Source organism: Streptomyces sp. NPDC056835 (assembly GCF_042789485.1).
Classification (GTDB): Bacteria; Actinomycetota; Actinomycetes; order Streptomycetales; family Streptomycetaceae; genus Streptomyces.
On record NZ_JBHUBB010000002.1, the window covers coordinates 47,857 to 69,009 of the forward strand.

The 21,153-nt window shown below is 70.8% G+C and carries 18 protein-coding genes; 3 read left to right on the forward strand and 15 right to left on the reverse strand.

Annotated elements, in window-relative coordinates:
• Positions 1–230: 230 nt before the first annotated feature.
• From ACFRMN_RS02695 to ACFRMN_RS02725, 7 genes are all read right to left on the reverse strand, one after another.
• Complete coding sequence (locus tag ACFRMN_RS02695) at positions 231–1,280, reverse strand: BMP family protein (protein WP_383012202.1); 1,050 nt, start codon at positions 1,278–1,280, stop codon at positions 231–233.
• 147 nt (positions 1,281–1,427) lie between these two features.
• Positions 1,428–2,657 carry an amidohydrolase gene (locus ACFRMN_RS02700; RefSeq protein WP_383012998.1) on the reverse strand — a complete coding sequence of 410 codons (1,230 nt, stop codon included), beginning with the start codon at positions 2,655–2,657 and terminating at the stop codon, positions 1,428–1,430.
• 65 nt (positions 2,658–2,722) lie between these two features.
• The gene (locus ACFRMN_RS02705; RefSeq protein WP_383012204.1) at positions 2,723–3,007 is read right to left on the reverse strand and encodes a hypothetical protein; all 285 of its coding nucleotides are present in this window, start codon (positions 3,005–3,007) and stop codon (positions 2,723–2,725) included.
• A gap of 102 nt (positions 3,008–3,109) precedes the next feature.
• A complete protein-coding gene (locus ACFRMN_RS02710) occupies positions 3,110–4,219 on the reverse strand; it encodes a hypothetical protein (protein ID WP_383012207.1) in 1,110 nt (369 codons plus the stop codon).
• A gap of 4 nt (positions 4,220–4,223) precedes the next feature.
• Positions 4,224–5,150: an N-acetylneuraminate synthase family protein gene (locus tag ACFRMN_RS02715; protein WP_383012210.1), complete on the reverse strand. Its 927-nt coding sequence runs from the start codon at positions 5,148–5,150 to the stop codon at positions 4,224–4,226.
• Positions 5,151–5,159: 9 nt separating this feature from the next.
• Positions 5,160–6,374, reverse strand: coding sequence for a cytidylyltransferase domain-containing protein (locus ACFRMN_RS02720; protein WP_383012213.1), 1,215 nt, complete (start codon positions 6,372–6,374; stop codon positions 5,160–5,162).
• Between the two features lie 170 nt (positions 6,375–6,544).
• Positions 6,545–7,867 carry a DUF6716 putative glycosyltransferase gene (locus ACFRMN_RS02725; RefSeq protein WP_383012216.1) on the reverse strand — a complete coding sequence of 441 codons (1,323 nt, stop codon included), beginning with the start codon at positions 7,865–7,867 and terminating at the stop codon, positions 6,545–6,547.
• A gap of 208 nt (positions 7,868–8,075) precedes the next feature.
• Here ACFRMN_RS02725 and ACFRMN_RS02730 point away from each other — a divergent pair, with 208 nt between their 5' ends.
• Positions 8,076–9,056, forward strand: a complete 981-nt coding sequence (locus ACFRMN_RS02730) for a glycosyltransferase family 2 protein (RefSeq protein WP_383012219.1) — start codon at positions 8,076–8,078, stop codon at positions 9,054–9,056.
• Positions 9,056–10,423: an alpha-2,8-polysialyltransferase family protein gene (locus ACFRMN_RS02735; protein ID WP_383012222.1), complete on the forward strand. Its 1,368-nt coding sequence runs from the start codon at positions 9,056–9,058 to the stop codon at positions 10,421–10,423. Before ACFRMN_RS02730 ends, ACFRMN_RS02735 begins: the two co-directional genes overlap by 1 nt.
• Before the next feature lie 159 nt (positions 10,424–10,582).
• Here the strand turns inward: ACFRMN_RS02735 and ACFRMN_RS02740 are convergent, their stop codons facing one another.
• The 6 genes from ACFRMN_RS02740 to ACFRMN_RS02765 all read right to left on the reverse strand — a co-directional run bounded on the left by ACFRMN_RS02740 (position 10,583) and on the right by ACFRMN_RS02765 (position 17,561).
• Positions 10,583–12,739: a polysaccharide pyruvyl transferase family protein gene (locus tag ACFRMN_RS02740; protein WP_383012225.1), complete on the reverse strand. Its 2,157-nt coding sequence runs from the start codon at positions 12,737–12,739 to the stop codon at positions 10,583–10,585.
• The gene (locus ACFRMN_RS02745; protein WP_383012228.1) at positions 12,736–14,283 is read right to left on the reverse strand and encodes a hypothetical protein; all 1,548 of its coding nucleotides are present in this window, start codon (positions 14,281–14,283) and stop codon (positions 12,736–12,738) included. Before ACFRMN_RS02745 ends, ACFRMN_RS02740 begins: the two co-directional genes overlap by 4 nt.
• 188 nt (positions 14,284–14,471) lie before the next feature.
• A complete protein-coding gene (locus ACFRMN_RS02750; RefSeq protein ID WP_383012231.1) occupies positions 14,472–14,627 on the reverse strand; it encodes a hypothetical protein in 156 nt (51 codons plus the stop codon).
• On the reverse strand, positions 14,624–15,181 hold the full coding sequence (locus ACFRMN_RS02755; protein ID WP_383012234.1) for a GNAT family N-acetyltransferase: 558 nt from the start codon (positions 15,179–15,181) through the stop codon (positions 14,624–14,626). Before ACFRMN_RS02755 ends, ACFRMN_RS02750 begins: the two co-directional genes overlap by 4 nt.
• 25 nt (positions 15,182–15,206) lie before the next feature.
• Positions 15,207–15,893: a leucine efflux protein LeuE gene (gene leuE / locus ACFRMN_RS02760; protein ID WP_383012237.1), complete on the reverse strand. Its 687-nt coding sequence runs from the start codon at positions 15,891–15,893 to the stop codon at positions 15,207–15,209.
• A gap of 69 nt (positions 15,894–15,962) precedes the next feature.
• Positions 15,963–17,561, reverse strand: coding sequence for a methylmalonyl-CoA mutase (locus ACFRMN_RS02765; RefSeq protein WP_383012240.1), 1,599 nt, complete (start codon positions 17,559–17,561; stop codon positions 15,963–15,965).
• A 307-nt stretch (positions 17,562–17,868) separates the two neighbouring features.
• Here ACFRMN_RS02765 and ACFRMN_RS02770 point away from each other — a divergent pair, with 307 nt between their 5' ends.
• On the forward strand, positions 17,869–18,822 hold the full coding sequence (locus ACFRMN_RS02770; RefSeq protein WP_383012243.1) for a L,D-transpeptidase family protein: 954 nt from the start codon (positions 17,869–17,871) through the stop codon (positions 18,820–18,822).
• A gap of 358 nt (positions 18,823–19,180) precedes the next feature.
• Here the strand turns inward: ACFRMN_RS02770 and ACFRMN_RS02775 are convergent, their stop codons facing one another.
• Together ACFRMN_RS02775 and ACFRMN_RS02780 are read right to left on the reverse strand one after the other, a co-directional pair.
• Entirely contained in the window at positions 19,181–20,344 is a 1,164-nt protein-coding gene (locus ACFRMN_RS02775; protein ID WP_383012246.1) for a hypothetical protein, read from the reverse strand.
• Positions 20,344–21,066: an RNA polymerase sigma factor gene (locus ACFRMN_RS02780; RefSeq protein WP_383013001.1), complete on the reverse strand. Its 723-nt coding sequence runs from the start codon at positions 21,064–21,066 to the stop codon at positions 20,344–20,346. The genes ACFRMN_RS02775 and ACFRMN_RS02780 overlap by 1 nt, the downstream gene beginning before the upstream one ends.
• Positions 21,067–21,153: the final 87 nt, after the last annotated feature.

The following is a 21,153-nucleotide window of genomic DNA, read 5'->3' on the forward strand; positions in this document are numbered from 1 at the left end:
ACGCGTAGCGCAGCCGAATCGTAAGGCGGGGGGCCTGGTGCGGTCGGGGGGTGACCGGACGGTGACCGGGTGTTCGTACGCCGGCCGGTGCGCGGGGTCGTACGTTCGGAACCGTATGCCTGCTTGTACGCCGTGGCGCACGCCGGGCTGGTGCCCCGGGGCCCGGGGCGACGGCGTACACCGTCGCTCCCGGGCCGCGGGAGGTACCACCGCGCGACCGGACAGGGCCGTTACGGCGTGGTCTTGACGGTGATCTTGCCGTCCACGATGTCCTTCTTCGCCTTCTCCACCGCGGCGACCACATCGGCCATCTTGGTGTAGGCCGGGTTGGAGTCGGCCAGGCCGACGCCGTCCTTGTCCAGGCCGTAGCGGACCTCACCGGTCTGCGGCGTGCCGTCCTTGACCGACTTGATCAGGTTGTAGACCGAGTCCGCGACATCCTTGGTGACCGAGGTCAGGATCTGGTCCTTGTAGGCGGCCAGGCCCTTCTGGCTGTACTGGTCGGAGTCGACGCCGATGGCCCACTTGCCGGCCTGCGCGGTGGCCTCGATCGAGCCGGAGCCGGCCAGACCGGCGGCGGCGTAGACCACGTCGGCCTTCTTGTCGAGCTGTCCCTGCGCGGCGGCCTTGCCCAGGTCGGGCTTGGAGAAGCCGTCGAAGTTCGGGGGCTGGGTCAGGTACTGCGACAGGACCTTGACCGACGGGTCGGTCTCCTTGACGCCCTGTGCGAAGCCGGCCTCGAACTTCTTGATCAGCGGGGTCTCGACACCGCCGATGAAGCCGACCGTCTTGGACTTGGTGACCTTGGCGGCGGCGACGCCGGCGAGGTACGAGCCCTGCTCCTCGTTGAAGACCATGTTGGCGATGTTCTTGCCGGTCACCGAGGAGTCGTCGATGATGCCGAAGGTGGTCTTCGGGAACTTCGGCGCGACCTTCTTGATGGCGGGCGCGTACGCGAAACCGACGCCGATCACGGGGTTGTTGCCGGAGCGGGCCAGCTCGGTCAGGCGCTGGACCTTGTCGGCGTCCGACTCGCCCTCGGAGGGCTCGGCGGCGTTGCCCTTTATCTTCAGCTCGGTCTCGGCCTTGGCCAGACCGGCGTAGGCGGCGTCGTTGAACGACTGGTCACCGCGGCCACCGATGTCATAGGCGATGGCGGCGCCGGCTTCCTTGGAGTCGGAACCGGCGTCCGACGACGATTTGTTGCCACACGCGGTGGCGGTGAGCGCGAGTGCCGCTGACGCGACACCCACGGTGGCGATCCTGGTGATCCGGCGCAAGGGAGGCTCCTTCAACCTGACCGAAGCGCCTCGGCTGGCGCTGGTTTCGCGTGGATCGTAACGCGCGTAGATGTCAGATAAAGACCTGTACGGAAGCTGTTATCGGATCGTCGCGAACGGAGAGCGAGCCGGAGGTGTCATGGCCGGTTACAAACGGTTGCCGTCGATCAACGCGGCGGCCGTGAAAAGCTCCACGCCGACCTGAATCGCCTGTTCGTCGACGTCGAAATCGCCACGATGCAGGTCGTACCGGGCCTGGCTGCCGGGCGTCCGTACGCCGAGCCGCGCCATCGCGCCTGGCACGTGCTCCAGATACCAGGAGAAGTCCTCTCCGCCGAGGCTCTGTTCGGTGTCCTCGATCGCATACGAACCGCGGCGGGCGGTCTGCGCCGCGCGCAGCAGTTCCGTGACGACCGGGTCGTTGACGACCGGCGGCACCCCGCGGATGTACTCGATCTGCGACTTGGCGTGATGGAGCGCGGCGATCTCGTCGATCGCGGCGTGCACCAGGTCGGGGGCGTCGCGCCAGGCGGGCAGGTCCAGGCAGCGGACGGTGCCGGAGAGTTCGGCGTGCTGCGGGATGACATTGCAGGCGTGGCCGGACGCGATACGTCCCCAGGTGACGGAGAGCCCGGAGCGGGCGTCGACCCGGCGGGCGAGCAGCGCGGGGACCTCGGTGGCCACCTTGGCTGCCGCGGTGACCATGTCGGTGGTGAGGTGGGGGCGCGCGGTGTGGCCACCGGGACCGTCGAGGCTGATCTCCACCCGGTCGCAGGCGGAGGTGATCGGGCCGGTACGCAGCCCGATCAGCCCGGCGTCGACCTTGGGGTCGCAGTGCACGGCGACGATGCCGCCGACGCCGTCGAGCACCCCGGACTCGATGGCGTCGGCGGCGCCGCCGGGCAGCACTTCCTCGGCGGGCTGGAAGATCAGCCGTACGGCGTTGGGCAGTTGCCCCTGCCGTTCGAGGTCGGCGAGAACCAGTGCGGCACCGAGCACGGCGGTGGTATGGACGTCATGCCCGCAGGCGTGCGCGCGGTCGGGCACGGTGGAGCGGTACGGGATGCCGGTCTTGGTGTCCGGGATGGGCAGCGCGTCGATGTCGGCGCGCAGGGCCAGCATGGGACGGGCGGGGTCCGGCGTCCCGATGTCGCACACGAGCCCGGTACCGGTCTTGAGCACCCGCGGCACGAGCCCCGCCTGCTCCAGCCGGTGCTTGAGCGCGGCGGTGGTACGGAACTCCTGGTTGCCCAGCTCGGGATGCATATGCATGTCCCGGCGGAAGGCGATCAGCTCGGCACGCAGCGTTTCGGGCAACGTGCCGGGGAGTACGGCTTCCGCTTGCGCGGGCAGGTCTGGCTCGGACTCGCAGGACATCAACTGGCTCACCTGTTGAAGAGTAGGCCCCTTCTGTGATCAACCAGCCCTGGATCAAGAAAATTTCAGCCACACAGGCCAAGAAACCGGGTTTGAGCGTGCATGAGGGACGGACACAGCGGGTATACCGCGCCATCCTCGCCGGTGTCACCACGCAGGATGGCCCGCTTGGCCTCGACCGCTGCCGGGTCGCTCGGGCCCTGCTCGGCCTCCGCGTCCTCGATCAGCTCCCGCAACCGCTCCCGTTCCAGCTGCCGCTGGATGAGGGCTTCGACGTACGCGGACATGCCACGCCTGCCGGTGCGCTCCTTGAGAGCCGCGATCGTGCCTTCGTGGAGAGAGACGGACACCGGCCGCGTGTGGCCTTCGCCGGGAACAGGAGGAGTGGCCATAGGGCCAATTCAACAAGCTGATTGATATCAGGCCGGGGCTCCTGTTCCCGGCTCGGTGCCTCAGGCCGGGGAAGGGAGTCTCGGGAGGCGGTGGATGTCGCGGGCCGTGCCCGTCACTCCCGACAGGAAGCCCTGGGCGCGCGGGCTCGCCGTCTCCTTCAGCCATTCCGGGGCGATGTCGCAGACCGCGACGCGTACGCCCGTGCCCGCCAGGGCCAGGGGGAGGGTGTGGACCACCGTGGAAGGGAAGCTCAGGACCGTCTTGCCGATCGGGCCGCGGCGCGCGATCACTTCCAGGGGGAGGTCCGGGCGGACGATCTCCAGGCCCGTGACCGTGTGGAGGCGGTGCAGCTTGTCCACGTCCTCGCGGCGGTGCGCGAAGTAGCGGGTGGCGCCGTGGGTGCGGGCGAGGGCCGTGACCGCCTCGATGTACTGGTCCGCGTCGACCACGCCCGTCTCGACCAGGGACGTACCGACCATGTCCGCGCCCGCCGCTATCCGGGGCGGCCCGAACGTGGCCCGGGTCCACTCGAAGCGGTTGGCGGTGACGGTGATGCCGGCCGGGATCTCCTCGACGGGCATCGAGGTGAAGACCTCGACCGTACGGCCGTCCGACGGGGAGAGCCGGCGCCGCGCGGCCGCGGTGACGGGCGCGAGGACCAGTTCCCGCGGCCCGCGGCTGCCGCCGCGCCGGTGCCAGCGCACCAGCCGTTCGCCGCGGGCGATCTGTCCGATGAACTCCAGCGTGGCCGTGCCGTCGTCCACCACCGTCAGCTCCTTGCCGCTGACCAGGGTCAGCAGCAGCTGTACGTAACGGGAGAACGGGTCCCCGATGACTATCCGGCCGGCCTTGCGGAGCAGCGGGGTCAGTTCCCGCAGCGTCCGCAGGGGCGCCCCCGCACCACCGCGCGCCTCTTGCCAGCGCACGGTGAAACCCTCGTCGCGGGCCAGCTCCGCCATCCGGCGGAGCTGGCCGCGCGACATGGGATCGGTGGGCGACAGCACGACGACGGTGAGGGCGTCACCGGTCGCGCTGGCTCGCGTCCACTCCAGCACATTGAGCAGCTGGACCGGGCTCTCCACGAATGCGATCGCGTCGGCGTTGCCGCCGGCGTTACCGCCCGCGGTCGCACGAGGGTGCGGGGAGCGGCCCCCGCCGGCACCGGTCATGGCGTCAGACCGCCACCGGCTCGGCGGACTCGGCGACGACGCCCGCGACACGGCGGAGCTTCTTCATCGGGCCGAGCTCCGACTCGTAGACCTTCTTGACGCCGTCACCGAGGGACGCCTCGATGGTGCGGATGTCACGGACGAGGCGCTGCAGGCCCTGCGGCTCGACGGAGGCGGCCTGGTCCGAGCCCCACATGGCGCGGTCGAGGGTGATGTGACGCTCGACGAAGGTGGCGCCGAGGGCGACGGCGGCGAGGGTGGTCTGCAGACCGGTCTCGTGGCCGCTGTAGCCGATCGGGACGTTCGGGAACTCGGCCTGGAGCGTGTTGATCACGCGCAGGTTCAGCTCCTCGGCCTTGGCCGGGTACGTGGACGTGGCGTGGCAGAGCAGGATGTTGTCGCTGCCCAGGACCTCGACCGCGTGGCGGATCTGCTTCGGCGTCGACATGCCGGTGGAGAGAATGACCGTACGGCCGGTGGCGCGCAGGGCGCGCAGCAGCTCGTCGTCGGTGAGGGAGGCGGAGGCCACCTTGTGGGCGGGCACGTCGAACTTCTCCAGGAAGGCGACGGCCTCGGTGTCCCACGGGGAGGCGAACCAGTCGATGCCGCGCTTCTTGCAGTGCTCGTCGATGGAGCGGTACTCGTCCTCGCCGAACTCGACGCGGTGACGGTAGTCGATGTACGTCATCCGGCCCCAGGGGGTGTCCCGCTCGATGTCCCACTGGTCGCGGGGGGTGCAGATCTCCGGGGTGCGCTTCTGGAACTTGACCGCGTCGCAGCCGGCGTCGGCGGCGGCGTCGATCAGGGCCAGGGCGTTGTCCAGCTCGCCGTTGTGGTTGATGCCGATCTCACCCGTGACGTAGACCGGGCGGCCGGGTCCGGCGGTCCGCGTACCGAGGGTGCGCAGGCGCGAGGTGGAGTTGGTGCTCATGGAGCGTCCTTACTTGTTGAGGGTGGGGGTGTGGGGGGTCTGGAGACCCGGCCCGAGGATCCAGGCTGCGATCTCGCGGATCGCTCCCTCGCCTCCGGGGGTCGTGGTGACGGCACGCGCGGCGGCGCGTACGGCGTCATGGGCGCTCGCGACGGCCACCGGCCAGCCGACGAGTCCGAAGCACGGGAGATCGTTGACGTCGTTCCCGACGTAGAGCACCCGCTCGGGCGCGATCCCGTGCTCGTCGCACCACTGCTTGAGCGCGACGTCCTTGCGGTCGATGCCGTGCAGCACCGGCACCTGGAGCTTGCGGGCGCGGGCGGCGACGACCGGGTTCTGCTCGGTGGAGAGGATGAGCAGCTTCAGTTCGCTGCGGCGCAGCGCGGCGATCCCGAGCCCGTCGCCGCGGTGCACGGCGACCATCTCGCGGCCGTCGGAGTCGACGAAGACCTTGTCGTCGGTCTGCGTACCGTCGAAGTCGAGTACGACCGCGTCGATGTCGTCGTACGTCGGCAGGACGGCCGGGTCGAGGAGCGGGGCCAGTGCGCGGGCGCGGGCCAGATCGTGCGGGTCGTCGATCTCCAGGACCCGGGCGGGGTCGGTGGCGACGAGCGCGGTGTGGCCGAAGAAGCGGTGGTTCGCCGCGCGGAAGCCTTCGGCGCGCATCGCGTAGGCGGCGCCGGTCTCCAGGTACTCCTGGGGGCGGTCCTGGCGGCGCGGCCGGTTCGACTTGTCGTGGTTGACGCCGTAGCCGCCGGAGGCCCCGGCGTCGGCGCTGCCCGCGCTGTCCTGGCGCCAGATGAAGCCGTGGGTCGGCGCGACGGTCAGCGCGCTGTCCGCGCCGTCCTCGGTGACCGCGCCCGCGACGCCGTCGAGGTCGTCGGCGGTGATGAACGGGCTGGTGCACTGCACCAGCAGGACGACCTCGGCGGTCTTGCCGCGCATCGCGCCGTAGGCGTCCATCGCGTGCAGCACGGCGGCCTCGCTGGTCGCCGTGTCCCCCGCGATGGCGGCGGGGCGCAGGACGACCTCGGCGCCGGCGGTGCGTGCCGCGTCGGCGATGGCCGCGTCGTCGGTCGAGACGACGACATCGGTCACGCGCCGGGCCGCCAGACAGGCGCGGACGGCGCGGACGACGAGCGGTACGCCACCGACGGGGGCGAGGTTCTTGGCGGGTACGCCCTTGGATCCGCCGCGTGCGGGGATCACCGCGAGGACGGTCATCTGTACTCCTTGGTCCGCGGGCTGGTCCTCCGCGGCTCGTTCATCTGCGGCTCGGTCATCTGCGGTGTGTCGGCTCATGGCCAGGTCGTCCGCGGTCCGGTCGTCCGCCACCCGTCCCGGGGTGGCCGGCCGTCCGGAGGCCGGTTCCTGTGCCGGTGCCGACGGCCCGGTCACAGGTCGCCCATGCGGCGGATGACGGGCGCCACGCGCTGCACTCCGTGGCGGTAGGCGCCGCGCGCGGCGCCCCGCACGGCCTCGCGCACCACGCGCCGGACCCCGCGGACATCGCCCTCGGAGGTCCTGGAGGGCAGTGGGGTCCCGTCCACGGCCAGGTGGTAGCGGGCCAGCAGCGGCGGCAGATACCCGGGCGCGGTGGTGGCCGTGTAGTACGGGCTGATCTCGGGCAGCTCGGGCCCGTCCAGCAGCTCCGCGACCCGTCGGCGGGCCGTGTCGAAGGCCGACGCGTACGATCCGTCGGCGGCGACGCCCTGCCGGTCCGCCCAGACCGCGTCGGGGCGCGGGCGCCCGCCGCCGTCCAGCTGGTCCCAGGACGCCAGACAGCCCGAGCCGATGAAGTGGTGGTTGCCGAGCGGCTCGCGCACTCCGAAGTCGGTGAGGATCGCGGTCGGGATGCGCCGGTGCAGGGATTCGAGCGCGGCCGTCGAGGAGACGGTGACCAGCAGATCCGTACGGTCGAGGACCTCGCCCATGTTCCCGTACACGAGCCGGAAGTTGGGCGGCAGACCGCCGGGCACCTTCTCGGCGAGGCGCTGGTAGGGGAACTCCTCCACATGCGTGGTGTGCTCGCCGGGCTTGCTGCGGAGCTTCAGCAGCACCTCGCGGCGCGGGTGGAGCCTGGCGTGCTCGACGAGGCGCCGCAGCAGATACGTACGGTCGGCGCGGCTCGCCGGTACGGAGGGCTGGGCGGCGAAGACGACGGTGTCGCGGCCCTCCTCGGGGACGTACCGCTCACCGCCGAGGAAGGGCAGCGCGGCTTCGGTGACCGAGGAGGCGTCGGCTCCGACGCCCTCGTACACGGTGCGGAACCGCTGCGCGTCGTAGCGCGAGTTGGCGAGGACGACATCCGCGCCGTGCCGCAGCAGCAGCCCGTCCGAAAGCTTCTCGTAGACGACCCCGACATAGCCGGTGACGATCACGGGCCGGTCGGCCAGCTTCAGGGCGGCTATCCCGTGCAGCATCGCCTGTACGGCACCGCCGACGAGGGCCAGGACGACGATGTCGTACGACTCCTCGCGCAGCGTCCGCAGGAAGTCGGTGCCGGTGAGCTCACGCAGGGCGTCCGCCTCCGCGCCGACCTCGGCGAGCTGTCTCGCCGTGGGCGTCGCTCGTCCGCGCAGGAGAAAGCCGCTGAGCTCTATGGAGCGGTCTTCCGGCGTGATGCGGCGCGCGGTGAGCGCGCCCCACTTCCACCGGGTGTCGGAGTCCGCGAGCACGGCGACCCGGACCGCTTGACCGCTGGTACGTGATGGCACGACGAGGACGTTAGAAAGCCATTCCGTTTGTCGCCCCAACTCAATGGCAATAAAGGGTTAACAGCACATCTACGAATGGCGACGCGGGCCCGGAACGGCCGGAAAACGGCCAGGAAGCGGACCGCTTCACCATTCCGCCATTCTTCGTTCACCTTCCATGCGCCCGGATGTCAGCCCGCATGACGTGCCGCCGCCTAGCGTCACGCGGGTGGCCAAGCTCTCTGTTGTCGTGCCGTTCTACAACGTGCAGACATACGCCCTCGAAACCCTCAGAAGCCTCCGCGCGAACAGCCGCGAGGACTTCCAGTTCGTTCTGGTCGACGACTGTTCGACCGACGGGACCCCGGAAATCCTCGAACAGGCGGCGCGCGACCTTCCGGGGGCGGTCCTCCTCAGACACGAGAAGAACGGAGGGCTGGCCACCGCGCGCAACACGGGTCTGGACGCCGCGGACGGTGAGTACGTCACCTTCCTCGACGGCGACGACTGGGTCGCGCCGGGCTACTACGAACAGCTGCTCTCCTCCATAGAGAGGCTGGGCTGCGATTTCGTCCGTACCGACCACGTCCAGTTCACGGCCAGGGCCCGGACGATCCACCGGGTCCCCGTCGGCCGGCGCGGCGAGGTGCTGTCGCCCCGGGACGCGATCCTGCCCGCCGACCGCTCCACCGCCGTCGACTATCCGTACGCCTGGGCCGGCATCTACCACCGCCGGCTCGTCGACCGCGGCCTGGTGCACTTCCCTGACGGGCTGCGGACCGCCGAGGACCGGCCCTGGATCTGGCGGCTGCACCGCGAGGCGGAGTCCTTCGCCGTGATCGGACTGCTCGGGATCTTCTACCGGCGCGGGGTCGCCTCGTCACTCACCCAGATCGGCGACGTACGGCAGCTCGATTTCATCCGCGCCTTCGACCAGGTCATCGAGGAGACGGCGAAAGACGCCGAAGCGGACCGTTTTATGCTGAAGGCCGTGCGCACCTACTGCGCGATCATTTCCCACCATCTGGCGTCCAAAGAGCGATTCGAACCGGCCGTGGCGCGACAATTGCGCACCATGAGCGCCGCCGCTCTGAAACGACTGCCTCAGGACGTCTTGAAGGAAGCGCTGGATTCGATGGACCTGGACCGCTCGGCCCGGCTGCGCCGCCTGCGAAGGCGGCACGTGTCCGCCGGGAAGGCGGCAGCGTGATGGCGTCGTCGTCCCTCTTTCCCGGTACGTCCGCGGCTGGGCGTACGACGCAGGTCTTCTGCGCCTCCACCCTCTACGGAGCGGCCACCCTGGCCGCCGCGATCGACGCCGGGCTCTTCCCCGCGGCCGGCCGCCGTCTGCTGGTCATCTGCAACAACGCCGGCTCGCCCGAGCTGACGCCCTCGGTCGACGAGATGCCGGGCTTCGAGCAGCTGCGCGACCGGTTCGACGACCTCGTGTCGTGGAACGAGACGATCGCGCCGCACCACCCGGGCAGCTGGTCGCCGCGCGCCGACGACATCCCCCTCTGGGAACGCCATCTGCGGCTGACCTGGCGGCTCGGTGACGACGACGTACGGCTGATCGTCGAGTCGATCCAGGTCAACCCGGCGCTCGCGATCGCGCAGATCTTCACCGGCGCGCCGATCGAGGTGTACGCGGACGGGCTGATGAGCTACGGGCCCACCCGCTCGAAGATAGAGCCGCTGGTGGGCGAGCGGGTGCGCAGACTGCTGCACCTCGATCTCGTACCGGGCCTCAAGCCGCTGCTCCTCACCGAGTTCGGCGTCGGCCCCGAGCTGGTGCCGACGGACGCCTTCCTGCGCGTACTGGACGAACTCACCGACGCCGAGCGGAACTTCGACACATCGTCGGAGCCCCCGGCGCTGCTCCTCGGCCAGTACCTCTCCGCTCTCGGGATCCTCACCGAGCGCGAGGAGGAGGAGCTGCACATCCGGATGGTGCGGGGCGCCGTCGCCAAGGGCCACACGCGGGTGGTCTTCAAGCCGCATCCGACGGCCCCGGCCGCCTGGTCGCGGCAGCTGGAGCAGGAGGCGAAGAAGCTCGGCGCCGAACTGACCATCCTGGACAGCCCGGTGCTCGCCGAGGTGCTTTACCGGCGGCTGAAGCCCGCGCTGGTGGTCGGCTGCTTCTCGACGGCGCTGTTCACGGCGTCCGCGTTCTACGGCATTCCGGTGGCACACACGGGCACGGAACTGCTGCTGGAGCGGCTGACCCCGTACCAGAACAGCAACCGCGTGCCGGTGACGATCGTGGACGCGCTGCTGCCGTCGCTGGACGACAGCGACGCCGACGCGCACACGCCGGACCCCCGGATCGCGGAGCTGGTCGCGACCGTCGGATACGCGATGCAGCACCAGATCTACCCCGGGCTGCGGCCCACGGCCGAGAAGTACCTCTCGGACCATCTCGACACGCACACCTGGCGCTACTTCAAGCGGCGCCGGCTCACGGCGCTCGCGCTGCCCGGCGCGGTCCCGGCGCAGCTGGCCCGTATCCCGCGCAACGCGACGGCCCGGCGGATGGTGCGCCGGGCGCGGAAGCTGCGGCGGGCTGTGCTGCGGTAGCACCGCGGGCGTGTTCCCAGCGGTGCCGCGACAGGACCGCCGCCACTCGGGACCGCCGCCACTCGGGACCGCTGCCGCGAGAAGACCACGACCGTGTTCCCCACCCATCGCCGGACGGGCCGATACGCGCCGCCCGTCCGGCGGGGAACAGGCCGCCCCTCAGCCGACCCGGCTGCCGGCGGAAGTCTCCGTGCTGGTCCCCAGGATCGCCCGCAGCTCAGCCGCGTTCGCCCGCGTCACCTGCCACAGCTCCCGCTGCCTGCCGTGTACGTCGGCGACGGACGCGGCGTGATCGTCCAGCAGCCCGAGCGCCCGCTCCGTCAGCACCGCCCCGAGGTTCTTGTCATGGACGGAGACGCCCCACTCCGGGCGCTCGATGTCGGACAGGAAGTACGCCATCTTGGGGTGCGAGATCAGGCTGATGATCGGTGTCCCGCAGCCGAACGGGATCATCCCCGCGTGCCCGCGCATCCCGATGACAAGCTTCGTACGGGCGTAGATGTCCCGGATCTCGTCGTTCTCCGAGTCGTACATCGGGATCACCGGCAGCGAGATGCCGTGCTCGCGCCGTAGATCGAAGGCGATCCGCTCGTCGTCCACCGAGTGCGCCACACACTTCACCTCGGCATGACCACCCAACGCCCTTATCGCCTTGGCCAGTTCGGCGAGGAAGTGCCCGTAGTCATGGCCGAAGCGCAGCCCGGCCCGGTCGTACGCGGCGTTGATCAGGACGGTGTTCTCCCGGTGCGCGGGGTCGGTCCAGCCCTCGACCAGTTGCCGGGTGACGGTGGTCGGGCAGGGCTGGAAGCGCACCTTCTCGTGCAGTTCGGCGGGGAGCAGCGCGCGGACCTTCTCGATCGAACCGTGGTTGCGGAGCCCGAAGAAGGCGGACCGTTCGACGAGCCGGCGCAGGGCGGCGTTGAAGCGTTCGCGCCGGTAGGACTGTCCGTCGAAGGCGTTGAAGCCGACCGCGTACACCATGACGGGCACATCGATCCGGTCGAGCAGGGCGTCGGGGACGTTCCACTGCCAGGCGCTGTTGCCGTTGGGCGCGGTGTCCGGTATGAACAGCCCGCCGCCCCCGATCACCAGCCCGCGCCGGGCGTTGACCCGCTCAAGCGCGGCTTCGTCGAAGAGCCGGTGGGCATGGATCGAGTGCCAGCGGCGCGGTCCGGTGTCGGCGCCGAAGGTGAGCCGTACGGACTCGGGCAGCAGCTTGTCCCCGGCGTTGCCCTGCTGGGGCATGTAGTACGCGACATGCGCGAGCTGGTCCTCCGGCGCGCCCTCGCGGGGGGTCGGCACCCCGCCCGGGGCGCCGCCCGGTGCGCCGCCCGGTGCGCCGGTCGCTGCGCCGGTCGTACGGCGCTGCATCTGCCGCGCGCCCCGGTGCGTGGGGTCGGCGGAGAGCCCGTTCATGGCGTGGCGCTGTGCCGTGGTGTCGTCCCCGTGGATCCAGGCGATCTGGGCCAGCCGGGCGAAGGCGGTGGCGGCGCGCTTGGGGGCGGCGGTGGCCAGCAGCAGCTGGGCCTCGGCCTCCTCGTAACGGGACAGGCTCATCAGAGCGTGCCCGAACACCTCGTGCGGCCACGCCTCGTTCACCGGGATACGGACCGATCCCAGCAGGTCGGCGGCCTCCTGGAACTCACCCGCGCCGATATGGGCGAGCGCGACGCGGCGGGCGCTCTCGACGTCTCCGGTACGGGCGACGTGCGGGGTCCCGTAGTGCACGATCAGATCGTGGTGGACGGTGCCGTTCAGCGCGAGGTACGCGGCGTGCAGCTCGGCGTCGGAGAGTTCGTAGGCGCTCCGGTCTGCCGGCGAGTCGCTGATCGGCGCCTCGCCCCCGGACGTCACCGTCTCCGTGTCCCTGTCCGCGTCCTTGCCGGTGTCCGCGTCCTTGTCGGTGTCCGCGTCCGCGTCCGTGCGGTCCCGCTGGATGACAAGGGTGTCACCGGGGGTGAAGGAGACCAGTCCCTCGCGCAGCCGCAGAAGCGCGCCGAGATCGCCCCGTACGACCGTACGCGGGTCGAGGACGATCACGGTGTCGTAGTCGCGGATACGGAACAGATCGCGGCGCGAACCGGCCGTGACGGTCCCGGCCGGGCGCAGCTCGACGCGCGGATGGAGCGCGTGGATCCGGGCGACCGAGGCGGGCGGCAGACCGGGTCCGCCGTGCAGGACGATGAAGTCCTCGCACACGCCCGGGTTGGACAGGGCGAGGCTGCGCAGCAGGGTCAGGAGGCCGGGCACGTCGTCCTCGCCGACGAGCGCGGCGAAGGCGATACGGCGCTTGCCGGTAAGGGAGGTCATGATCATCTCAGGGAAATCCTCATGTCGTTGACGCTCTGGGCGCGTTCCATGACCCATGCCTTCTCGCTGGTCCGCTCACGCTCGGAGGTGACGGGTACGCGCATCGCCTTGGGCAGGCGGTGGACGCCGCTCTCGTAGAAGTCGAAGCCGATCAGATCGAGCGTCGGGCTGACATCCAGGAAATCAAGGAGCCACAGGGTGCTGAACCCGCTGGTCGGGACGGACGGCCAGGCATCCCAGTCGACCCCGCCGAGATGGCGCAGCGGCCAGCGCACCGAGTCGTCGGTCACATACCGCTGGGCACCGGGCACCAGCCGCTCGCGCAGCGAGTAGCCCCACTTCTCCGCGGACCCGCCGAACACCATCCGTGTCGTCACCGGCCGGTCCCAGTTGAAGCCGTGCTCGTGGGCGGTGGCGTGGAGGTCGGTGCGCGTACCGGTGGCCGGGGCGTCGATACGGTACGAGCTGAACCGTACGACCAGGTCGTACGCGTCGATCTCCGGCCCCAGCGAACCGCGGCCGAGGCTTTCGGAGTTGGCCACCAGACAGACGGACTTGCCCGCGATCAGATTCCGCAGCTCACCGACGCCGATCCAGTCGGGCCCGCCGAGGGTGGGATCGGTGAGGGGCGGCCGCATCCGGTTCCTGCGCTGTTCCGCGTAGTGACCGATGAGTTCGCGCAGCCGCGAGGCGTCGCCGTCGGCGGCGGCGATGCGCAGGTCGAGGTACTGGCCGACGGCGTCCTGGAGCTCGCCGACCGGGTGGCGGTCGCGGCCCATGGCCAGCAGCGCGCCGACGAGGCGCGGCTCGGCCTGCTCACGCTCGCCCTTGTCGTGCAGCCGCAGGCCCTCCTCCCACACGTCCCGCACCTCGGAGGCGGAGGCGGGCGCGGTCGCGAACTCCTCGGCGCGGGGGCACTCGCGGGCCAGCAGCCGGAGCATGTCCTCCTGCCGGCCCGCGGCGATCCGCAGCCCGGCGAGGCGGGGGGCGACGCCGTACCAGTCGTCGTCGGTGAGCGCGAGATAGCGCTCGTACGCCTCGACGGCCGCGATCTCGTCACCGGCGGCCTCCAGAATCCTGGCCCGCAGCCGCCAGCCGGCGCGGGAGCTTCCGCGCTCGGCCAGGACGGTGGCGCTGATGAGGAGGGCGAGCGCGGGCTCGTCGCCGCCGTCACCGCACTCCAGGGCCGCGGTCCCGGCGGCGAGCAGCGCGTCGAACACCTCGTTCGTGCAGGTCCCGGAGGCCGGGGAGGTCCCCGGGGCCGGAGAGGTCCCGGAGGCCGAGGAGGTTCCGGCCGAGGCGTGGACGGCCCGGAGGTGCCCCAGCTTCGCGGCGAGAGCGGTGCGCTTGCGGTCGTTCTCCGTACCGGCGGCCGAGAGCCGGTCACCGTGCAGCGCGCAGACGCGCAGACACTCCTCCAACTCCTTCGAATCCTTGACGTGCGGACCGTCCGGTGACGCGGTGGCGGTACTGCCGGTGTCGCGGCTCCGACCGTTCTCGGCGTTCTTACCGCCGCGCCATCTCGGCCACAGTCTTCGGGCCTTCGTCATGCTGCTCCCGGCGTCTACTGCCCATCGGACAGATGGTGAATGGGTGACAGGGTAGGAAATCCCTCCGCCCCGGAGGTGAACTCACACCATCGGTAAGGGGAACGAAACACTTCGGACACCGGGGGCTGGTACGCCGAGGGCGTGGCCGCCCTCGCCGCCGACCGTTCGACTGCCCCGTACGCGTGGGCTCAGCTGTCGCGGAAGGGTTCGACGACCGCGCGTTCGCGCGGGACGGCACGGTGGGCGAGCCGGTGGCCGCCAGGTCCGGAGGCCTCGTGGTCGGGTTCGCCGTCGTGCACGGCGGCGGCCACGCCTTCGACACCCTCGATGGCTGAGCCGCTCACTGCTCGCTCATCGGGTGGAGTTGGGCGAACTCGTCGGCGAGCATGCCCAGCATGACCAGATCGTGGTGCCGGCCGGTGAAGAACACCTGGTCCCGGAGGCGGCCCTCCTCGACGAATCCGAGCCGGCCTTGGAGCGCCAGCGACGCCTCGTTGTGCGCGAAGACCCGCGCTCCGCACTTGTGGAAGCGCCGCTCGGCGAACATGAAGCGCAGCAGCAGTACGGCGGCCTCCGCCGCATAGCCCTTGCGCCGGTGATCGGCGCCGATCGTGACGCCGTACTCGAACCAGCCCGCGCGCGGGTCGGCGTGATACGAGCCGACAGCCCCGACCGTCTCCCCCGTCTCGACGGCTTCGATCGCCAACTGGAAGCAGTCGCCGTCGGACGCGGCCGTCGCCTGCTCCTTCGTCCACGCGCGGAAACTCTCGGCGGACCGGGGCGGGCGCAGCAGATCCCCCAACCGCTCCTCGTCCGTGGCGAAGCGCATGAACGCGGTCCAGTCATCCGGCTCGATACCGCGCAGACGTATCCGCTCGCCCCTCCAGAACGAAGTCATCCCCAATTCGACCACACGGCCGCCCTCAGGCGCTGCTCAGTGACAGCTTCACCGCGAAGCCGAGGAACAGCGCGCCCGCCGCCGATGTCATCCCCGCCGAGAGCCGCTTGCGGCGGCGGAAGGCGGCGGCGAGGCGCGTGCCGCCGAAGATCAGGGCCGACAGATAGAGGGCGCTGGCCACGTTGGCGAGGAGCCCCAGCAGGACGAAGGACAGCGCGGGGTGCGCGTAGCCCGGGTCGACGAACTGCACGAAGAAGGAGATGAAGAACAGGATCGCCTTCGGGTTGAACAGGCTGATCACCAACGCCCTGCGATACGGCCGCTCCGTCGGCCTCTCCGTCGGCCTCTCCGTCGGCCTCTCCGTCGGCGAGGCGGTGGACGTGGACACCGCCTCCGCGCGCTCGTGCCGGGTGCGCCACAGCGACCAGGCGGCGCGCATCATCCCGATCGCGAGCCAGGTCAGATAGCCGGCCCCGGCGAACTTCACGATGCCGAAAGCCAGCTCATTGGCCTGGAGCAGCGACGCGACACCGGCGGCGGAGAGCACCATCAGTACGGTGTCGCCGCACCAGACGCCCGCCGCCGCGGAATAGCCCGCGCGTATCCCGCGCCGGGCCGCGACCGAGAGCACATAGAGCGAGTTCGGTCCCGGCAGCAGAACGATCAGTACGAGGCCCACCAGATAGGTCGGCAGATCAGTCACACCCAGCATGGCCGGAGTGTCGCACACGCGGACCAACACCCGCATGTGTGTTCAACACCGCCGACCGGCAGCGAAAAGTCAGCGCGCGTCCGTCGGCACGTACGTCCCCCACACCTCCCGCAGCGCGTCACAGACCTCCCCCACCGTCGCCCGCGCCGCCAGCGCCGTCTTCATCGGAGGGAGCACATTCGCCGTACCCTCCGCCGCCGCCCGCAGTTCCGCGAGCGCGCCGTCCACCCCGGACTGATCCCGCTCCGACCGCAGCCGCGCCAACCGGGCCGCCTGCTGGGCCTCGATCGCCGGGTCGACGCGCAGCGGCTCGTACGGTTCCTCCTCGTCCATGGTGAAGCGGTTGACGCCGACGACCACCCGCTCACCGCTCTCCGTCTCCTGGGTGACGGCGTACGCGCTGCGCTCGATCTCGCTCTTCTGGAAGCCGCGCTCGATCGCGTCGACCGCGCCGCCCATCTCCTCGACCCGCGTCATCAGCGCGACCGCCGCGTCCTCGACGTCGTCCGTCATGCGCTCGACGGCGTACGAACCGGCGAAGGGGTCGACGGTGGCGGTGACATCCGTCTCGTACGCCAGCACCTGCTGCGTACGCAGCGCGAGCCGGGCCGATGTGTCGGTCGGCAGGGCGATGGCCTCGTCGAAGGAGTTGGTGTGCAGCGACTGCGTACCGCCGAGTACCGCCGCCAGCCCCTGGACCGCCACCCGTACGAGATTGACCTCGGGCTGCTGCGCGGTCAGCTGTACGCCGGCGGTCTGGGTGTGAAAGCGCAGCATCAGGGACTTGGGGTCCCGGGCGCCGAACTCGTCGCGCATCACCCGGGCCCAGATACGGCGCGCGGCACGGAACTTGGCGACCTCTTCGAGCAGCGTCGTACGGGAGACGAAGAAGAAGGAGAGCCGGGGCGCGAAGTCGTCGACCTCCATGCCGGCGGCGACGGCCGTCCGTACGTACTCGATCCCGTTGGCCAGCGTGAACGCGATCTCCTGCACGGGCGTGGCACCGGCCTCCGCCATGTGGTAGCCGGAGATCGAGATGGTGTTCCACTTGGGCATCTCGGCGCGGCAGTACTGGAAGATGTCGGCGGTCAGCCGCAGTGACGGCTTCGGCGGGAAGATGTACGTGCCGCGCGCGATGTACTCCTTCAGTACGTCGTTCTGGACGGTGCCGGTCAGCGCGAGGCCCGGTACGCCCTGCTCCTCGGCCACCAGTTGGTAGAGGAGGAGCAGCGGTGCGGCGGGCGCGTTGATCGTCATCGACGTCGAGACCTGGTCGAGCGGAATCCCGTCGAACAGCACCCGCATGTCGTCGACCGAGTCGATCGCGACCCCGACCTTGCCGACCTCGCCGCTCGCGAGCGGCGCGTCGCTGTCGTACCCCATCTGGGTCGGCAGGTCGAAGGCGACGGACAGGCCGGTCGTGCCATGGGCGATCAGCCGCCGGTAGCGGGCGTTGGACTCGGCGGCGGTGCCGAAGCCCGCGTACTGGCGCATCGTCCACGGCCGGCCCGTGTACATCGACGGGTAGACCCCGCGGGTGAAGGGGTACGAGCCGGGCTCGCCGAGCTTCCGCGCGGGGTCCCATCCCGCCAGCGCGCCGGGGCCGTAGACCGGTTCGACGGGCAGACCGCTCTCGGTGAGCCGTGCGCCGCCGGATTCGCGTGCCATCTGCTCTGCTCCCTGCCTCCGCTGACGGACAGTCATGACCGGCCGGTCATGACGGACTGTAGCGGCGGGCGCACGGCGGGTGCGGGGCACACGCGGGGCGGACACGGACACCGCCGGGCAGCCATGCGCGGGATCGGGGCGGTCCGAACGGGCAGCATGGCCGGAAGTACCTTCACTCCGGGGAAACGCCCACTGGAATTCGTTCCCCGGCAGGGGAAGATGACTCCGGGGCAGGATTCCTCGCCCGCTTGGGCAACCACGCCCGGCGGAGGGCTGTCTGAGGGAACACTACTGAGGAACGCATGCCATGGATCACGGGAGAAACCGGGGGACGCCGAAGATGCTCAGGACATCCGCCCTACGCAGAGGGCTCGCCACAGCGGCCGTGCTGGCCGCGGGTGTCGGCTGTACGGTGCAGCCGCTCCCCGGACAGGCGGCCGACGCCAAGCCGGGCGGCGTTCCCGTAACGGCGAACGTCCCTCCCGCACCCGAGCCGTCACAGCCGCCGCCGTCGAAACCGCCCGTGAAGCCGCCCCTCTTCACGCCGCCGGCCCCGACGCCCACTCCCGAGCCGCCCAGGACCGCCACGCCGCCCCCGGCCCCGACGCCGAGCCGGACCGCGTTCCGGCCCAAGACGCTGATGGCGAACGGTTCGGAGAGCGATCAGGTACGGGAACTCCAGGCGAGGCTCCAGCAGACCGGTCATTTCGACCTCAACCCGACCGGCTACTACGGCTCCATCACGGTCACCGCCGTCACCTCCTTCCAGGCGGACCGCGGACTGCCCGCCACCGGCGCGACGGACACCATCACCTGGCTGCGGCTGGTCGGGCTGACCAGGCAGCCGACCCGTGACGAACTGCGCCCGCCCACCAGCAGGCCGGTCGCCAAGCCCGACCCGCGGTGCATGGAGGGGCGGGTGATGTGCATCAGCAAGAGCAGCCGCACGCTCACCTGGATGATCGACGGCAAGGTCAAGTCGGCGATGGACGTGCGCTTCGGCTCGCAGTACACCCCGACCCGTGAGGGCACGTTCGCGGTGGGCTGGAAGTCACGGGACCATGTCTCGACGCTGTACGACACCCCGATGCCGTACGCGATGTTCTTCAGCGGCGGCCAAGCGGTGCACTTCTCGGCCGACTTCGCGGCCCGCGGTTACGAGGGCGCCTCGCACGGCTGCGTCAATGTCCGGGACGAGAAGAAGGTCTCCTCGCTCTTCGACCAGGTCCGCACGGGCGACAAAGTGGTCATCTACTGGTAGGGCCTCAGCACCAACTGAGCACGCCCCAGGCGCGAAGAGAGGTGGCGCGGGCGGGACCGGGGGAACGTGTCCCGCCCGCGCCGAGTGCGCCGAGCCGAAGGTACGGGGGGAACCCCGGCTCTGTGCGCGGCCGATGACCAGTCGGCTCACTCTGTACTGCGCCGTGGCCCGAAAAAACGTCACACCTGATCTCCCGGAACCGTAAAGCTCCAGTTCAGGAGGGTGTGGGGAACTATTAAGCAGATCCCGTGTACGTGCCCGAACGGGCCGCGACCACAGCCGGATCCGGCCCTGGCCCGGCCCCTGGCCCTGTCCCTGGCCCGTCCTGGTCCGGCTACTGGCCCGGCCCTTGGCCCGGCTACTGGCTCGGGACGTTCTCGCTGGGGGACGGCGATGGACTGGCTGTCACGCTCGGCGTCACGCTCGGCGTCACGCTCGGCGTCGGGACCGGAGTCAGGACCGGCGTTGAGGGCTCGTACGGCGCGGGCGTCCAGTACGGGGGCGGCGGGGGCGCTTGCTCCGTGGGCCCGCCCGGCGCTCCCACGAACCCGCCGCCGCCCCCTTCCTCGCCGTCACCGGCGCCGTCGCCCTCGCCCTCGTCCCCTCCGTAGTCCTCGCCCTTGTCGTTCTTGACGCTGTGGCGCGGTTCGCCGTCCAGCAGCCGGTCGCAGAACCGCGCGGCCCCTTCCGGCCCGTCGGTCGCGGACTCCAGCGCTTCCTTGCGCTTCGGGTCGAGCACGCCGTCACGGTAGGCGCGGCAGGCCTTGACGGTCTTGCTGAACCACTCTCCGGACATGGTGCCCGAGGGAGAACCTGGGCGGTTGTCCTTGTCCGTCCCGTTCGCACCGTCGTCCCCGCCTTCGCCGTCGTTCTCACCGGCGTGGTCACCCTCGCGCGTACCGCCGCCGGGTGTGGGCGAGGGCGACGGGGGCGGCGAGGACTGTCCCGTACCGGTCCCGCTCGGGTTGCCCGAGGGATCGGCCTGCTCCCGGCTCCCGTCGGGCGATCCGGAGACGAGCGGCCCCGGAGAGGCCACCGCCGAGATGGAGTTGGCGGGGACCGGGTCATGACCGTCGCCGAAGAGCGGAGGCAGTACGCCCGCGCCCGCCGCGGCAACGATGCCACCGAGCGCGCAGCCGGCCACCGCCGCGGCGAGTCCTCTGCGCATGGGGCGGGCGAACCGCGGCGCGCGTACGGCGCGAGGCGCCAGCGCGATACGTACCGTACCGAGCGGAAATCCGGCACCCGCGCCCATGGCGCCGCGTTCCCGGACGGCCTCGCGCGCGCCACCGCCCTCGGCCACGGCCTTGCGGAAGGCGGCCAAGGCGGCGGCTTCGCCGGGAAGTTCCTCTTCGTTCGCGTATGTTTCGTTCGCGTATGTGACGGCGATCATGTCCCGCAACGCCTCGGAGAGCTGTTCCGACCGGGCCCGGACATGTTCGTCCGCCGTCTCGACAGGCTCACCGCGCAGCAATCTCTCCGCCGCGTCCCTCTCAAGCCACGGGTCACGCTCGTCGGCCATCACATGTCCTTCTGCGTCCGCAGGCGCGAATCCGTCACACCCGCGGAGGCCGCGGCTCCGGGCCGCACGGTGCGCTGCGGGGGTACGCCGCCGAATCCGCCATCCTGACCTGGGGCGCCGGGGGTTTCACCGGGCAACGCGCGGGGAGACGCGCCGGGGTGCTCGGGGCCGTCGTCGGCGTCGAGCAGTTCGGCGAGGCGTTTGAGTCCGCGGTGCGCGGCCGTCCGTACCGCGCCGGGGCGTTTGCCCAGCGTCTTGGCCGCGCTCTTCGCGTCGAGTCCGACCACCACCCGCAGGACGACGGCCTCGGCCTGGTCCTGTGGCAACTGCGCGATCAGCGCCATCGTCCGGCCGGTGGAGAGCGCTTCCATCGCTTCGTCCGCCGTGTCCGAATCGGCCGCTTTCCCGGTCAGCTCGGTCTCGTCGGCGCCGATCGCGGGGCGTCTGCCGCGCATCCGTATGTGGTCGAGGGCGCGGTTACGCGCGATACGGGCGGCCCAGCCGCGGAAGCGGTCGGCGTCTCCGGTGAAGCGGTCGAGATCGCGGGCGATCTGCAGCCAGGCCTCGGAGGCCACGTCCTCGGCGTCCGGCTCGCCGACGAGCGTCCGTAGATAGCCCAACAGCCGCGGGTGCACCGCGCGGTACACAGTACGGAACGCTTCCTCGTCCCCGTCCTGTGCCGCGAGCACCGCGGCGGTCAGCTCCGCGTCGTCCCCCAGCACTTCCACAACCTGTCCTGAAATCGCGGCTGGTCACTGGCCGCGCCGCCCCACGCGACTCTGCACGCTACGGCCTTCCCGGGCCCGCGT

Excerpts from the sequence above, each read along its gene's own strand:
- ACFRMN_RS02700 (WP_383012998.1), bottom strand. The coding sequence starts at position 2,657 with ATGTCCTGCGAGTCCGAGCCAGACCTGCCCGCGCAAGCGGAAGCCGTA.
- ACFRMN_RS02710 (WP_383012207.1), bottom strand. The coding sequence starts at position 4,219 with ATGACCGGTGCCGGCGGGGGCCGCTCCCCGCACCCTCGTGCGACCGCG.
- ACFRMN_RS02715 (WP_383012210.1), bottom strand. The coding sequence starts at position 5,150 with ATGAGCACCAACTCCACCTCGCGCCTGCGCACCCTCGGTACGCGGACC.
- ACFRMN_RS02720 (WP_383012213.1), bottom strand. The coding sequence starts at position 6,374 with ATGACCGTCCTCGCGGTGATCCCCGCACGCGGCGGATCCAAGGGCGTA.
- ACFRMN_RS02735 (WP_383012222.1), top strand. The coding sequence starts at position 9,056 with ATGGCGTCGTCGTCCCTCTTTCCCGGTACGTCCGCGGCTGGGCGTACG.
- ACFRMN_RS02740 (WP_383012225.1), bottom strand. The coding sequence starts at position 12,739 with ATGATCATGACCTCCCTTACCGGCAAGCGCCGTATCGCCTTCGCCGCG.
- ACFRMN_RS02745 (WP_383012228.1), bottom strand. The coding sequence starts at position 14,283 with ATGACGAAGGCCCGAAGACTGTGGCCGAGATGGCGCGGCGGTAAGAAC.
- ACFRMN_RS02755 (WP_383012234.1), bottom strand. The coding sequence starts at position 15,181 with ATGACTTCGTTCTGGAGGGGCGAGCGGATACGTCTGCGCGGTATCGAG.
- leuE (WP_383012237.1), bottom strand. The coding sequence starts at position 15,893 with ATGCTGGGTGTGACTGATCTGCCGACCTATCTGGTGGGCCTCGTACTG.
- ACFRMN_RS02765 (WP_383012240.1), bottom strand. The coding sequence starts at position 17,561 with ATGGCACGCGAATCCGGCGGCGCACGGCTCACCGAGAGCGGTCTGCCC.
- ACFRMN_RS02770 (WP_383012243.1), top strand. The coding sequence starts at position 17,869 with ATGGATCACGGGAGAAACCGGGGGACGCCGAAGATGCTCAGGACATCC.
- ACFRMN_RS02775 (WP_383012246.1), bottom strand. The coding sequence starts at position 20,344 with ATGGCCGACGAGCGTGACCCGTGGCTTGAGAGGGACGCGGCGGAGAGA.